Source organism: Hymenobacter qilianensis (assembly GCF_014489555.1).
Classification (GTDB): domain Bacteria; phylum Bacteroidota; class Bacteroidia; order Cytophagales; family Hymenobacteraceae; genus Hymenobacter; species Hymenobacter qilianensis.
The window spans coordinates 4,374,629-4,389,516 of sequence record NZ_CP060784.1 but is presented as its reverse complement, the minus strand read 5'-3'; the positions used below and the strand labels follow the sequence as shown (position 1 = coordinate 4,389,516).

Sequence of the window (14,888 nt, the reverse complement as noted above, 5' to 3'; positions counted from 1 at the left end):
AATATCTGCGCGAGCGGGGCGTGCCGAGCATGGTGTATTATCCGGTGCCGGTGCACTTGCAGCCCGCCTATGCCTACCTTGGCTCACGGGCCGGGCAGTTTCCGGTGTCTGAGAACTTGTGCCGCACCGTGCTGTCATTGCCCATCCACCCGATGCTGAGCGCGGCCCAACTAAGCTATATCGTTACGGCTATCCGCGCCTTTTTTGGTTTAACCCGCCCCTTTGCATGAGTATACCGTTACCCGTTGGGGTCGAGCAGCCTGAAGTGCGCTTTGTGATTTGTGGGGTGGGCCACATCGGCCGCCGCCACGCGGCGTTGGTGCAGCGTCAGCCCGGTGCCAAACTGGCCGCTCTCATCGATATTCGGGCCGAGCAAAAGCCGGAGCTAGCTGCCGAGTTTGTTGGGGTGCCTTTTTTCGCTTCTCTCGAAGAATACCTCGCCCACGGCCCGTCTGCCGACGTGCTCACCGTGGCTACGCCCAACTACCTGCACGCGCCGCAGGCCATTGCCGGGCTGCGCCACGGACTGCATGTGCTAGTGGAGAAGCCGCTGGCCCTGCGCACCGCCGATGCCGAGCAGATTCTGACTACCGCCGCCCAGGCTCGCCGACTCGTGTTTGGCGTAATGCAGAACCGCTACTCCCCGCCGGCCGTCTGGCTGAAGCAGGTGATAGAGGAGAACCGTCTGGGGGGCATTTTTATGGTTCAGATCAACTGCTTTTGGAATCGTGATGCCCGCTACTACCGCCCCGGCAGCTGGCATGGCACCCGCGCCCAAGACGGCGGTACGCTCTTCACCCAGTTCAGCCACTTCATTGATTTGCTCTACTGGGTTTTTGGCGATGTAACCAACCTGCAAGCCCGCTTCCACAACTTCAATCATCAGCACCTCACCGAGTTCGAGGACAGCGGCCTCGTTACCTTCGACTTAGTGCGCGGCGGCACCGGCACCCTGCACTACAGCACCGCCATCTGGGACCGCAACCTGGAAAGCAGCCTCACCGTCATCGGTGAGCACGGCAGCCTGCGCATTGGCGGGCAGTACATGGACAAAGTGGAGCACTGCCACATCCGCGACTATGAGTGTCCGCCGCTGCTGCCCACCAATCCCGCCAATCACTACGGCTTCTATCAAGGCAGTGCCGCCAATCATGTGCAGGTGATCGAAGAAGTGGTGGAGGCGGTTAGAAACGGCAGCTCAGCTGAAACGAATGCGCAGGAAGGAGTGAAGGTGGTGGAGATTATCGAGCAAATTTATAAGTTGAAAAAGGCAGCGGGATAAATAAGGCTCGTATACCATATTCCTAGCTAAGAGGTGTTTACGTCTTGATAGTAAGTAGCCAATGACTTCTTCCCCCGACCAACAAGCCCTCACCGAACTCCGCGCCTGGCAACAGCGGATGCAGCAGCGCCCCACCCTGCTGAACCGCTTCACGCGGCGGGTGCAGATTCGGCTGAATGCGCTGCTGCCTGAGCGCGTGCATGAGGCCATTACCACGGCCATTCGGCAGATGGTGCGCGGGGTGTTGTTTGGGTCTATGCACACTACGCGCCAGCCGCTGCTGGAAGCGCCGTGGGTGGCGCGCGAAACGACGGTCCGCACCCGCATCCGCTACTACCGCAACACGGCTTCGGCCGAAGGTGCCGTGACGGGGGCGGGGGGCTTTTTGCTGGGGTTGGCCGACTTTCCGCTGCTGCTGAGCCTCAAGCTCAAGCTGCTCTTCGACGTAGCCGCCCTCTACGGCCACGACGTGCGCGACTACACCGAGCGGCTTTATCTGCTGCACATTTTCCAGCTGGCCTTTTCCAGTCAGCACACCCGCAATGAGGTGTACCGCCGCATGGCCGATTGGGACACCTACCGCCACACCCTACCCACCGACGTGAACGAGTTTGACTGGCGCACCTTTCAGCAGGAGTACCGTGACTACATCGATTTGGCGAAGCTGGCCCAGCTAGTGCCGGTGATTGGGGCGGCAGTAGGGGCGGTGGCCAACTACCGACTTATCGAGCAGCTCGGCGAAACGGCCATGAACTGCTACCGAATGCGCCAGCTGGCAGCGGCGGGCACTATTTTGCCCCCAGCGCTGGCTAAGTTGCGTTGCAGGAGAGAAAGAGTAGGTGCATTTGCAAGTACGCCCGGCCGGAGCCTACCTTTGCAGTCCAATTCTTTCTGATCAAAGGATTGTTTTTATACCGAGGCGTGGAGAGAAAGGCTCGACGAAACGCCGGCAACCCCCAACACAATTGGAACGGTGCCAACCGAGGTCAGCGCAAGTATCGACTGACTATATAAAAACAGCTTGCCGTGAACATTCACTTCCAATCCGCTCCCGTTTACTTCGCCACCACGCCGCCCCAACCGCTAAGTTGGGCTGCCTGTTCGAATATGGGTTGTTGCTGTTGTTGAGCGTTCGTCAATTTCCTCTTTTTCTTGGCTTTGCCTACCCGCGGCGGCAAGTAGTAGCTGCTGGGGCATTTCTGCTCTGATTTCAGCCACCGCTTTGACTGAAGATCAGCTGGTAGTTTGATTGCTGAATCGGTGAAAACCGCTTTTGCTTTCGGTCTGACTGCTACGGCCGAGCTTATTTTCTCTTACCTCCTTTCTTTTTATTTACCACGAGGCGCGGCTTCGGGCTACCTTTTATGCTCAAAAAATCACTGGAATTGCTGCGGCAAGAGGCGGCCGAAACCGGCACACACACCCTTAAGCGCAGTCTGAGTGCCTTCAACCTGGTCGCCATCGGGGTAGGGGTTATAATAGGGGCGGGGCTCTTCTCCCTTACTGGCATTGCGGCTGCCAATCATACTGGGCCAGCTGTTACGCTCTCGTTTTTGGTGGCCGCTGTTGGCTGCGCTTTCTCGGCCTTGTGTTATGCGGAGTTCGCGTCCATGGTGCCCGTGGCTGGCTCGGCTTATACCTATTCCTACGCGACGCTGGGCGAGCTGTTTGCCTGGATTATCGGTTGGGATTTAGTGCTTGAATACTCAGTAGGTGCCGCTGCTGTGGCCATTAGCTGGTCGCAGTACCTGACGCGGTTTTTGGCCAAATACGACCTGCATATTCCCGCTCAGCTCGTTATGTCGCCCTTCGAGACCTCTACTTTGGCCGATGGCTCGGTGGTGCACGGGTTTGTCAATCTGCCCGCCATTCTGATCGTGCTGGCCATCACAGCCATCGTGATTCGGGGTACGCAGGGGTCGGCTTGGGTCAACGCGACCATTGTGGCCCTGAAGGTATCGGTGGTGCTAGTGTTCATTGCCCTGGGCTGGCAGTATATCGATCCGGCTAACTATCAGCCTTATATTCCGGCCAATACGGGCACCTTTGGCGAGTTCGGGTTGAGCGGAATTCTGCGCGGAGCCGGCGTGATATTCTTCGTCTTTATCGGCTTTGATATTGTGGCGACGATGGCGCAGGAAGCAAAAAAGCCCCAGCGTGATATGCCCATTGGTATCATTGGCTCCCTGCTGGTGTGTACTGTATTATTTGTGCTCTTCGGACACGTTATGACGGGTTTGGCCAACTATACGGAGTTTAAAAACAGCGCCGCGCCGGTAGCTATTGCCATCGAGAAAACGCCGTATGCTTGGCTGAGTCAAGCCATTATCGTCGCTATTCTGATTGGCTACACCTCCGTAATTCTGGTAGATTTGCTGGGCCAGTCGCGGGTGTTTTTCTCTATGTCGCGCGATGGGTTATTGCCCAAAATCTTCTCCGAGATTCACCCTCGCTTCCAAACGCCTTACAAATCAAATGTCCTGCTGGCGGCCTTGATTAGCGCTTTTGCGGGCCTGGTGCCCATTCAGGTAGTAGGCGAAATGACCAGTATTGGTACGCTGCTGGCTTTCGTGATGGTGTGTCTGGGTGTGCTTATCATGCGCAAGCAGCAGCCCGACGCGCCCCGCGCTTTCCGCACGCCGTGGGTGCCGCTGGTGCCCATCATGGGCATTCTGACTTGCCTGCTGATGATGTTTTCGCTGCCCTGGGATACGTGGCTGCGCCTCTTCGTATGGTTGGCCGCCGGACTGGTGATTTACTATCTGTATGGCAAGAAGCACAGCAAGCTACGGCTGGCGCAGGAGCAAGCCAAGGTGAAAGCGTAGCAAATAAAATCCTCGAAAAAGCCCCCAGAAGATATCCGGGGGGCTTTTTTGTGCATGAATAACCGGCTTGTTCTGACAGCAATACCGATTTTCTGTCATCATTCAGACAAGAGAAGCATAGCCATGCAGTTGTTTTAGGTAGCTTGAGCCATCTATCCTTTTATGGCTATCCGATGATTGAATCATTACCTGAATCAGAAATCCAAACTGCTGCTAACCAACCTCCTGCTTACCCAACCATCAGTGAAAGCTGGGGCGCGCTCGGCTGGTTTATGCTGCTGGCGCTGGTTTTGGGCGTCTTGTCTATTCCCTTTTTTCGCTTTACAACCCACGCCCAATCCATTATTGTGACCGTGGTGGCCAGTGATTTGGCCAAGGCACTTATTGTCGTCTTGCTGATCTGGAAAATTCCGGCGGTCCGTCGCCTTCCGTTGCGGCTGCTGGCGGCCCGGGAAATACCGATAGTATATCTGCTGCTGCCGCTACTGGTGCTCGCTCAGATGGCATTGCGCATGTTGGTTGCGTTTCTGCATCTGCCCAACTGGATGAGCGATTCGATGCGGAAGCTAAGCGAGTTTCCAGGCCTCTCTTTTTTTGTTATCTGCGTTTCGGCGCCCATTCTGGAAGAGTTGCTTTTTCGGGGCTTGCTGCTGCCAGGGCTGCTGAAAAACTACAGTCCCCGCAAAGCCATAATACAGTCTGGTTTATTATTCGGGATTATTCACCTGAATCCGGCCCAAGCTGTGTCCGCATTCTTGCTAGGGCTCTTTTTGGGCTGGCTATACTACCGCACGCAGTCGTTGGCGGCGTGCATTGTGGTGCATTGCCTGAACAATGCAGTAGCATGGGTAGCGACGCAAAATCCGAAGTGGCAACATGTAGATGATCCTATCGCCCTGTTGCCTGATGGGCCGGCATTACTTCTGATGACGGTCATCGCCGCCATTATTTTCGCTGCTGGAACCTGGCTTATCTGGCGCGCTACTCACATGAGCGCCGCTACTGAGTCAGAGCCATTAGTCAACGCCTAGCCTTAAATAGGTAGCCGTCGGCGCACTTGTTGCCACAACTTGCTGACCTCCGGTACGGCCCGAGTCAGCAATAAAAGCCCCCCATACACGCCCGTAAGCACCGCGGAGCGAAGCAGCATGGTGACGAACACCGAGTGAACGGGCGGCATCAGCCACGCCGCCACACCAGCCGCCGCCGCAATGCCTAATATCAGCGGAATCCGGAAATCGAAGGGCTGCAAACCATAGGCGTGCCATACAAACCAGGTACGCGCCACGTTAATGCTGGTCATGGCCAGCAGGGTGGCAAGAGCCGCGCCGGTGAGGCCGTACAGCGGAATAAGAAGCAGATTGAGCAGCACCGTGGCCACGGCCAGCGACACGTTGAACACCAGATCGAAGCGGTAGCGGGGCGAGGTGACGAGAATCAGGCCGTTTACGCCCGTTATGCTATCGAAAAGCCGACCCGCCAGCAGCAGCAAAACGGAGGTGGTGCCGGCTGCGAATTCAGGCCGCATCAGCGAGTAAATAAAGTCCAGATTCAAGCCAATTCCCAGCGCCAGCCAACACCCAACCACTGTGTTGAGGCGCGTGGTGCGGCGGTAAAAATCGGCCATGCGCAGCATATCCTGCGCTTTCCAGTACTCTGCTAGCAGCGGAAAAGCAATCTTGTTGAGCGAACGAGCCGGAATAGTAAGCGCTGTACTGATAAAAAAAGCGGTGGTGTACACGCCCGTGGCAGCCAGACTGATACTGGAGCCTACCATAAGCGAATCGATGGAGCCGATAATAGTGCCCGACAAACTGGACAGAATAACGAACCCGCTGAAGCTGAGCACTTCCTTCACCGGCACTACGCCCAGCGCCGCACGCGACGGGCGCAAGTGCCACTCGCCCAAATACATTACATACAGCGCCAACAGCAGCGTAGCAAAGCCATAGCTACCAATAAACGCCAGCACAAATTGATGGAAAGTCAGATACCCTAGCGAGAACAAAAGGGCCGCTACCACCGTGAGCACGCGCAGCAGGATATCCTGTACAAAGGATGAAAAAGCCGTTTGATACAGCGCCTTCAGATAAGCATCCTGCAAGGAGTAGAACAGGGTAAACAGCGCCAGAATTGCCCCCCAGAAGTAATACGGATTGAGCAGCGCTGCATCACGCTCGTACTGGGCCAACAGAAACGGCCGACCGAGCACATACACAATAGTCACGACGGCAAACCCTAGGAGAGGAACCCCCAGAAGCATCGGCAGAAACCCTTGATGGCCAGTGGCTTTATCGCGGAAATAAGGGAAAAACCGGATGCCGGTACTGGCAAATCCGAAGGCCGCCAACTGGGCATAAATGGTTGCCACCGACACTAGTACACGCGTCAGGCCAATCTGATCGGCGGCCAGCAGGTTGGGCAGCACCAGCACGGTATTCACGAAGCCGAGGCCTAACCCGATGTAGGCAATAATGGTGTTGCGCAGCCCCTGCCGCTGAACGATGCCCAAGTGTACTAGTTGCTAATTAGTTGATTTGTAATTATTTGCAGCATGCTGCTGGCACTGCAGAAGATGTCAGGTGAGCTAGAATATCCGCGCCGTTGACAAAAGCTGTATTGCGGCTGCGAAGGTACTGCAATAGCTCCCGGAACTGCCGTAGGCCGTTTATTTGGTTCTGGGGGCAAAATTCTCGTTGTGCCAAAGCACGGTGCACACGCCCCCAAACCGTTCAACTTCCTGAAACATAGGCGTGAGAGCCGGCAGAATTTCGTGCGGAGCAAGTTGCAGATAGTTGGGGTGATGCAAGGTGGCGTCCATCACATGGAGCGGAATCTCCAGAAACTCAAACGCTTTGCCATGCTCAAAATCAAAGGGATAAAATGGCAAACAGTACGAATTGCGAAAGCCAAAATGCTCCGCGAAGCCCAGCGTGGAATCATACGCAAAACCGACTTCATTCACCACCGCTGGCGTTTGGCGCGGCTCCCAGCTCAAGTAGTGAAAACGGTTGCCCATAGCAAGAATCGGCAACTTTAGCTTCTCCTGTTGGAGCTGGGGGGCATTTTGAGCCGTTCCGAGACTACCATGCACAGCTATTTCCGCACCGTTTTGGGCTAAGCATTGAATACGTTTCTGGAAGCGTGGCTTGGCCAGGTCGTAGTCGGCGTTTGGGGTGCCGTTGGCGGCGCGTTCTGGATTACCAAGAAAAAAGAACGTGGATTTTGCCCCCCAGCGCTCCGTTTCGGCCTGCACTTGTTCCAAATTATTCCAGGCGTCGTGGCCTTGCAGCCGGCGCCCCACCAAGCGCCCAAATAAACCCATTTGGCCTTTGCGGAGCGCCGCTTTGCCTTCGCCTTTCCAAGCACTCTGGCAATTGTCGATATCATGAGTAATAAACGTGGCGAATGCTGCCTGATTTGCCCCCCAGCCGCGCGGAAGCAGCTTTTGGCCAGCAATGTGCTCCACCGCCGCCCGCAATACATCGAAGTAGTAGTTCACTACAGGTATCGCCACAAAGCCGTATTGATGCTGTACGCTGGCCGCGTAAGGAAATCGCCCGTGCTGGTCGCGTTCTTCCGAAAAGTACTCCTGCCAGCCACTGAGCAGATAAAAGGCCGCCGAGATTATATCGGCATGAATGATAGCCCGATTGCCGGGCAAAAACTCCAGCAGGTCCCTCTCCGGATTGTTATCAAAAAAGAAAGGAATACGCTCACCCTGCCACTCCCGCCAGTTTGGGGCGGGTGGAAACGGGTGGTGCCGCTGGAAAAAGCCATCCGTGTGGTCGGCAATTACAAGCTGCGGTTGATTCGCATAGCCAATAGTCAGCTCTGGCACCGCCGCATATGCTTGCCTGAAATGACGTAGCACATAGGCCAGGCGTGCTGCTTCCGGCACCGGCTGGCTGACTATGGGGGGCAAAATGGCAGTAGGAGAGGCAGGCATCAGCACGAAAATACGTTGTTCGGGCCCATGCCTGCTAATCGCTGTTTTCCTAGCGAACCACTTCCAGCCAGCCTTTTATAGCACTATTGGTGGTGCCCCGGCGCAGCATGTAGTAATAAACGCCCGGTGCGGCGCTGGCGCCCCAGTCATTAAGGTAGCGCTCCGTTTGATAGACCTCTTTTCCCCAACGGTTGTAAATCGCCAACGACCATTCACCCACGTTGTAAGATGCTACTACAAAAGCGTCGTTGCGACCGTCTTTATTAGGGGTGATGATATTGGGTACACATAGTTGGGCTGTTAGCGTGCGGCTGGCTGTCTGGGTGTTACAGCCGCTCCGCACAGTTACGGTGTAGGTGCCGCCTTGCCGGGCAAGGAGCGAGCTACCCGTCGAGCCATCGGACCATAAGTAGGTATAAGCATTGCCCACTGGGGCCCGCAACAGCAAAGGGGTGCCCTCGCACACGGTAGTATCAGGACCCAAAGCAAATGCGGGCACCGCTTTAGACAGACTAACTACAACTTGGCGGGTACTGGTGCAGCCGTTGCTGAATGTCGTCGTGACAGAGTAAGTACCCGGTTGCGTTACAGAAAGGTCCGAAGTTGTAGCGCCGTTGTTCCAGCGGAATGTAGCCCCCGCCGGTGTGGAAACGGCTCGAAGCGTGCTACTAGCACCTTCACACAAAATTGTTTCACCCGTGATGCGCAAATCTGCCTGTACAACCTGACGACTACGTGTGATTGTGCAGCCTGAAGGGAAAGTGGCCGTCATAGAGTAGATGCCGGGCTGAGTTACCGTAATAGTTTGCGCTACGGCCCCCGTGTTCCACCGAAATGAGTTTGCGCCACCTGATATGCTCGCAGTTAACTGAACACTACCTCCAGCACACAAAATAGTGTCACCTAAAACAGTAACCGGCAGTGCTCTAAGATCAGCCCCCACTTGGGTGTATTCAGCACGGTAGCGCTGTTGGGTTAGAAGCAGGGATGATGAAGTCGAGGTAGCAACCGTATTGGTCCACGCGCCATCGCTAGCCGGCCGTTCATAAAGGCTGGTGCATAGCAGGCCACCTGCGGGGCGAAGCCTAAAATCGTAAGTGCCCGTACTGCCCCGACTAAACACTCCAAAGTATACTGGTGAAGTAGTGCCACTAAAAGGTATTACCATAGATGATGCCTGGTTGACAGCATACAGCTGTACTCCATCCGTTTGAGTGCTGATATTGCGTACTATACCAGAGTCTCCGTTGGCTGCAGCAAGGTTCAGGCGCGTAGCACGAAGGTCGCTACCATAAGCAAAGACACTAACATCACCAATGGCGGCCCCGGATGGTTGCCAAGGGCTGCTAGTGCTGAAATTGCTAAGCGTGCCATTAGTGGGTACACTGCCTTTGTCGATGGCTGTTAATCCAGAAGTCTGATCGAATGAATAGTAGGCCACTAGCTCAGCTGGCACCGGCGAAATCTTACGGCACATGTTAGTCCGTATCTGGTCCTGCGTCAGAGCCGCGCGCCACACCCGGATTTCATCAATGTCACCATCGAAATACCAGTTATTTAATACAAAATAACTGCCCAGCGAAAGCGCGTAGGTGCTTGCCAGGTTGCCGTTGGTATAAGGAAAGGTAGTAGTGCTTTCCAATGTGCCATCCACATAAATTTTCCACACATTATCATCGCATACTCCGGCAATATGATGCCACCGCCCATCGGCGACATACGTCCGCGAAGAGCCCGACCCGTAATACTGACCCTTACCGGCTCGGCCATTAAATATGGCAAACCCGGCGGAGGTTCCTAGCTGAAAACCACGGTCTTCAAAGTTGGAGTTTGAATATTTAGTCGCCGCAAATTGAATGGCTTCCGAGCGGGTTTTTATCCAGGCTTCAACTGTAATCCGGCTTGTAACTCCCCGATTATCTACGCCTGCATTAATGTATGTGGAGCTACCGTTGAAACGGAGTGCATTGCCCGCACCCGGAAGGCTCTGAGCCGCTGCTGAATAGCAACACATAAGAAGAAATAGGAGCAGAGTGAATAATCTAATATTATTTCTAGATTTTAAAAGAAGTAAAAATTTATTCATTCGAAATTGATGTTAGATGTATCAACCACGAAATAACCTTAATTTATCCAAGAAGCCAATTTGTTTAAAACCAGTTTTTTACTCTGTCCTTCTTTGCTTGTTCCTAAAGTTGAATTATAGTAAGCTGCCCGCTGGTATAGGTTAGCAGGTTTGTACTCCTTATAGCCCCGTAGCAACGTAGCCAATTCGGGTAGGGAAGAGGCTCTTTCTACCAAGCCATGAGCCACGTAGCCATAGTAATCATCGGCAATAGTATGAGTACCAAAGCGGTAGTACAGACTCGCCAGATTGAGTAGTATAGCCTCCAGGTGCGTAGAGGTATCGGCGGCTACTAGAGCGTCTTGCTGGTGTAGAAACTCAAATATGTTCTGCTGGCGCGCATTGGAAAACAAGAGTTGGGTATGCTCGCGCAAAAAACCAAAATCGCGGGTATCGCCAGGATGGGCGCGAAAAGTGAAAGTGAGGGTAGGAAACTCCCTGACCAAATACGCTACAGCGGCCCGGATGGCTTCTGTATCGTCTAGCAAATTGACGGCAATACCTACGCGCCGTACGGCCGGCGCGGCATTACGCTGGCTGAGGTAGGCGTCGGCCTTGGGCATCCCCACCAACTCCACGCGGCCCCGGATGGGCCCGCACTGCTGGTATTTATCCAGCGCATCCTGACCCTCCAGCAGGCTCAAGTCGAAGCCCAGGGGCGGGAAGTAAGTGCTTACGCTGGCGTGCTGCACGTAGGCAGTCGGGACTCCGCAGGCGCGGGCGGCGAGCAGGAGGGCGCGAGCGTCGTCATTGTGGTCGTTAGCAAAAATGATGGCTCTGGGCTTGTAATGGCGCAGTGCCCGCCCGTACACTTCGTAGTAGCCAATGGCGTTGAAAATCAGGTCGAAAAAGCGCACTGCCCGGCTTCCTTCGGTACGCCATAGCCCAGCCAGCACCAGCGGAAACTGCCAGTAGTACAGAAGCTTGCGGCGGAGCGAAAGGCGGTTTACGCTCCCGTTGTAACGTCCGATCTGTTTGCTTTGGCCAGCTACAAATACACTGTTGGGGAGCCCAGATCGGATAAAGTCGAGCGCTTCGTAGTTATTCTGGCTTACAACATACAGCCAAATTGCCCCCCGCAGTGGCTCCGGGTTATGGATGGGCCGAAAGCAGTTGCCCACCAGCCGCAGGGCCATGTACCCCAGTACTTTAGCAAGTCGCTTCAGTGGATTGTGCGGCGAAATGCCCCCAGCATCTGGGGTGGAAGCTGCACAAATAAATCGCTGAAGCGCAGTTGCAGAATGTCGCGGGTGCGGGCAACGAGCTGAGCCAAATAGGGCATGACGAAACTACAGGGCTTCCCAGGTGAGTGGCGTGCCCGCGCGCAAATCCTGACGGGCAGGCTTACCGAGCAAGGGCGCAAAGTAGCGGGGCGGCAGGCCGTCGCCGGGGCGCACTACGCGCAGGTTTTCTTTGGTAAATACATCGCCTGCCCGAATATCCTGGGCAACATATAAGGAGCGTTTGTACAGGCGGCTTTTTTCCTCAGCCCGCTGCACACCGTATTGAATATGCCCCAGTGCCTGCCAGGCCCGTTCTGTTTCGGTGACCAAAGCGGCTACCTCCTCAGGCTCAAGAGAAAAAGCCGAATCGACGCCGCCATCGGAGCGACGAAGGGTTACATGCTTTTCGATGACGCAGGCGCCTAGCGCGACGGCGGCCACGGCCGCGCCCACACCCATGGTATGATCGGAGAGACCCACCGGACAATCAGGAAAAAGCTGGGCCAGATGCGGGATAGTGCGTAGGTTGGTGTTTTGGGGTGTGGCGGGATAAGTGCTAGTGCATTTTAAGAGAATTAGCTGCTGGCAGCCAGCCTCGCGCAGTACTTCCACGGCCTCGGCAACCTCGGCTAGGGTGCTGGCTCCGGTGCTCATAATCACGGGTTTGCCGGTGGCGGCTACCCGCCGCAGCAGGGGCCAGTCGGTGTTTTCGAAGGAGGCAATTTTATAAGCAGGCACATCGAGCGTTTCCAGAAAATCGACCGCCGTTTCATCGAAGGGCGAGCTGAAGGCCAGCATCCCATGCGATTTGGCGCGCTCAAACAATGGCTCATGCCACTCCCAGGGCGTGTAGGCTTCCTGATACAGCTCGTGCAACTCCCGACCGTACCACAACGAGTCAGGATCGTCGATACGGTAAGCGCCGGGGAGCGTCATAGTGTCTGCGGTATAGGTTTGGAGCTTGATGGCGTGAGCGCCTGCGGCCGCTACCGCATCAATAATGGCCAAAGCCCGCTCCAGCGACTGATTATGGTTGCCGCTAAGTTCAGCAATAATGAAAGGCGGTTGGTCGGGGCCGATAGGGCGGGAGCCGATATGCATCTTTAAGGAGTTAGAAGCGAGGAGTCGGTAGCTAAGACAAGCTGTTTTGCAATCAGGCGCGGTGGCACTATAACGAAAAGAGTCGTGGCACCACGCCAGACGATAAAGCTACAGCCACCACGCAAAAGTAACCGAATCGGGCTCGCCTGATAAAGGAACGGGCAGCAAAGCGTAGCCCGCCCGCTCAAACGCTCGTAGTGAAGCCTGATTACGAAGTTGGACATGCCCAACTATCCGGCGCAGATGAGGAAATGTTTGCACCAAATGCGTGGTACCCAAGGCCAATAGCAACGCCGCCCAGCCGCGCCCCCGATACGCTGGGTCAAGCAGGTAGCTCAACGTAGCCTCGTCGTGCGAAATGCTGAAGCGAATGAGCCCAACAGGCGCGCCGGTGGTCTCCTCTTCGGCCAAAAGCATCAAGGCATAAGGGTCAGCAAGACGGGCGTTTAACCACCGCTCATGAAACTCGGCGGGTACGGGCTGAGGATTGAAGGAAGCCTGCCGTACGGTTGGCTCATTCGTCCAGGCCAGGAGCTGAGCAGAATCGGCAGCAGTGACCAATCGCAAGCGGAAAGGTGCATCTGGCAGGCGTAAGACACGGAAAGCCTGCTGTAAACGTGCAGGAGCGTGGCCGTCGAAATAATGGTTCTGAACCGTTCGTAGCTGCTCTGCGATGCGCAGCACCTCCGGCGAAGTCAGCACATTAGCAGCGCTGGGATACAGCAAAGCCATGCCTGCCGCCCGCAAAAATTCGTGCAGATCATGCTGATTTGCAGCAGTAGGCAACAGGAAAAGCAAGCCGCCCCCGCCGCGCAATACTCGTAGCTGATGGTGCTGGGCGAGCACACCGCCGCCCCACAGCTTTCCATAAGCTCCGCTAAGTGGCTGGGGGGCAAATTTCGATGCAGCGTAACTTTCGCTTCGTGTTCGGCCCATTGGCTCAACGATTCCCACCCGGTATACGCACTGCCTACTACTATCTGCACTTGCTCAACGACGGGCAGCGTGAGCAGGGAGGCAGCCACGCGTTGGGTCTGATGCGTAGGGTCGGCCCCGCCCAGGCAAACCAGTACGGACGAGGGCGAAGCAGCTGTATGGGGAGCGGGAGCAGGGGAGCGGAAAGCGGCCCGCAGCGGCGCGTAGGCCGGGCCGCTCAGCAGCCGGGCACCGGGCTGACGTAAGTCATAATCAGCCTCAGAAATGCCCCCCGCAGGGTTCAGCACCAAGTCGGCGGCGAAGGGAAAGGCGTGCAAATCATCCAGGCAAACCAACTTGGCTACATGAGCGCGCACGGCTTGCTGATAACTGAACTCAAAGCCGTAGCCATCAAGCACCAGAATGTCACTAGGGCGCAACACGTGCTGGGCCAACCAGGCTGGCTCACCACCCGCAGGCTGGGGGGCATTTCTACAACCTCCAAACACGATTTCTGGAGCTGAATAAGAAGCACAGCATCAGGCTCCTGAATAACGAATACGCACCCAAACTCATCGCGCAGGATATCAGCCAAAGCCAATAGACGCATCACATGGCCCAGCCCAATGCGCGGATTTCCATCGGCGCGGAGCACGAGGCGGGGCAGGCTGGGGTCGGTGGTCATGGGTTAAGCTGTCTTTTGTTCAATATGAGCGTTCAGCGCCACTAACTCCGGGTGCTGATCCAGCAGAGCAATAATTTCATCGGAAGTCAACGCAGCAGCATTGTGATTCTCAATGAGGAGTTTTAAAAGCCTGAAGTCGTCGGCAGTATCAACAGTCAGACGGTACTGGCTACGGTTGGGGGAGCGAGTAACATGCTGAAAATGAACGTTGCCCAAGCGGTTCTGGTGGATAGAAGGCGTCACATGCTCCCGGTCGCTGGGTAATACCGCCTGATGGTAGGCCTCGCTTAATAGCTCGCGGGAAAAAATCTCAAAATCGAATCCTCGTGGAAAGGTGCGCTCCAATACATTGGAAAGGTAAAGACGCGAGTCTTGGTGACGCAGATATTCCTGTACGCCTTGTGCTATGAGTTGCCCATCCAGTAGGGGGCAATCAGAGGTAACGCGCACGATAATGTCCAGTTGATTTTCCTCTGCACATTGGTAATAACGTCCCAACACATCCTGCTCATCGCCGCGGGTACAAGGCAACTGGGCATGCACAGCAAATTCAGCCAGCGCATCGTCGGTAGAGTTATTGGTGATTGCCAGGTAGATCGGCAGCCCACTCTCACGTAATCGTGCTACATGATAATGCAACAGCGGCTGGCCAGCAACTGGCAATAGCACCTTACCCGGCAGGCGCGTACTCGTCATACGAGCCTGAGATATAATGCCGATTTTAGGAGAGTCCGAAAGCATTAATTATCAGCTTACTACGAATTGTCAGGCACTCAAATGCCC

General features: G+C 55.4%; 14 protein-coding genes and 1 riboswitch. Of the genes, 5 read left to right on the top strand and 9 right to left on the bottom strand.

The genetic code is table 11. The features are described 5' to 3' along the window. Nucleotides 1-29: 29 nt before the first annotated feature. From H9L05_RS26500 to H9L05_RS19895, 5 genes are all read left to right on the top strand, one after another. Entirely contained in the window at nt 30-230 is a 201-nt protein-coding gene (locus H9L05_RS26500) for a DegT/DnrJ/EryC1/StrS family aminotransferase (protein ID WP_317175026.1), read from the top strand. Next, nucleotides 227-1,282: a Gfo/Idh/MocA family protein gene (locus H9L05_RS19910; RefSeq protein ID WP_187732386.1), complete on the top strand. Its 1,056-nt coding sequence runs from the start codon at nt 227-229 to the stop codon at nt 1,280-1,282. Before H9L05_RS26500 ends, H9L05_RS19910 begins: the two co-directional genes overlap by 4 nt. Nucleotides 1,283-1,343: 61 nt before the next feature. Beyond that, complete coding sequence (locus H9L05_RS19905) at nt 1,344-2,177, top strand: EcsC family protein (protein WP_187732385.1); 834 nt, start codon at nt 1,344-1,346, stop codon at nt 2,175-2,177. Between the two features lie 11 nt (nt 2,178-2,188). Continuing rightward, nucleotides 2,189-2,299, top strand: a riboswitch (SAM riboswitch). A 347-nt stretch (nt 2,300-2,646) separates the two neighbouring features. Next, nucleotides 2,647-4,107 carry an amino acid permease gene (locus H9L05_RS19900; protein WP_187732384.1) on the top strand — a complete coding sequence of 487 codons (1,461 nt, stop codon included), beginning with the start codon at nt 2,647-2,649 and terminating at the stop codon, nt 4,105-4,107. A 173-nt stretch (nt 4,108-4,280) separates the two neighbouring features. Beyond that, a complete protein-coding gene (locus H9L05_RS19895; protein ID WP_187732383.1) occupies nt 4,281-5,138 on the top strand; it encodes a CPBP family intramembrane glutamic endopeptidase in 858 nt (285 codons plus the stop codon). Between the two features lie 2 nt (nt 5,139-5,140). Here the strand turns inward: H9L05_RS19895 and H9L05_RS19890 are convergent, their stop codons facing one another. From H9L05_RS19890 to H9L05_RS19850, 9 genes are all read right to left on the bottom strand, one after another. Further along, nucleotides 5,141-6,619: a lipopolysaccharide biosynthesis protein gene (locus H9L05_RS19890; RefSeq protein ID WP_187732382.1), complete on the bottom strand. Its 1,479-nt coding sequence runs from the start codon at nt 6,617-6,619 to the stop codon at nt 5,141-5,143. Nucleotides 6,620-6,775: 156 nt separating this feature from the next. Then, nucleotides 6,776-8,056 (bottom strand): DUF7033 domain-containing protein, encoded by a 1,281-nt coding sequence (locus tag H9L05_RS19885; RefSeq protein WP_187732381.1) that lies wholly within the window; start codon nt 8,054-8,056, stop codon nt 6,776-6,778. Nucleotides 8,057-8,105: 49 nt separating this feature from the next. Continuing rightward, nucleotides 8,106-10,070, bottom strand: a complete 1,965-nt coding sequence (locus H9L05_RS19880; protein WP_187732380.1) for a LamG-like jellyroll fold domain-containing protein — start codon at nt 10,068-10,070, stop codon at nt 8,106-8,108. A gap of 110 nt (nt 10,071-10,180) precedes the next feature. Further along, the gene (locus H9L05_RS19875; protein ID WP_223284590.1) at nt 10,181-11,317 is read right to left on the bottom strand and encodes a hypothetical protein; all 1,137 of its coding nucleotides are present in this window, start codon (nt 11,315-11,317) and stop codon (nt 10,181-10,183) included. A 153-nt stretch (nt 11,318-11,470) separates the two neighbouring features. Further along, nucleotides 11,471-12,505 (bottom strand): pseudaminic acid synthase, encoded by a 1,035-nt coding sequence (gene pseI, locus H9L05_RS19870; protein ID WP_187732379.1) that lies wholly within the window; start codon nt 12,503-12,505, stop codon nt 11,471-11,473. 108 nt (nt 12,506-12,613) lie between these two features. Next, nucleotides 12,614-13,291 carry a GNAT family N-acetyltransferase gene (locus H9L05_RS19865; RefSeq protein WP_187732378.1) on the bottom strand — a complete coding sequence of 226 codons (678 nt, stop codon included), beginning with the start codon at nt 13,289-13,291 and terminating at the stop codon, nt 12,614-12,616. Beyond that, entirely contained in the window at nt 13,201-13,860 is a 660-nt protein-coding gene (locus H9L05_RS19860; protein ID WP_187732377.1) for a hypothetical protein, read from the bottom strand. The genes H9L05_RS19865 and H9L05_RS19860 overlap by 91 nt, the downstream gene beginning before the upstream one ends. Then, the gene (locus H9L05_RS19855) at nt 13,782-14,105 is read right to left on the bottom strand and encodes a hypothetical protein (RefSeq protein ID WP_187732376.1); all 324 of its coding nucleotides are present in this window, start codon (nt 14,103-14,105) and stop codon (nt 13,782-13,784) included. The genes H9L05_RS19860 and H9L05_RS19855 overlap by 79 nt, the downstream gene beginning before the upstream one ends. Before the next feature lie 3 nt (nt 14,106-14,108). Next, nucleotides 14,109-14,846, bottom strand: coding sequence for a cytidylyltransferase domain-containing protein (locus tag H9L05_RS19850; RefSeq protein ID WP_187732375.1), 738 nt, complete (start codon nt 14,844-14,846; stop codon nt 14,109-14,111). Nucleotides 14,847-14,888: the final 42 nt, after the last annotated feature.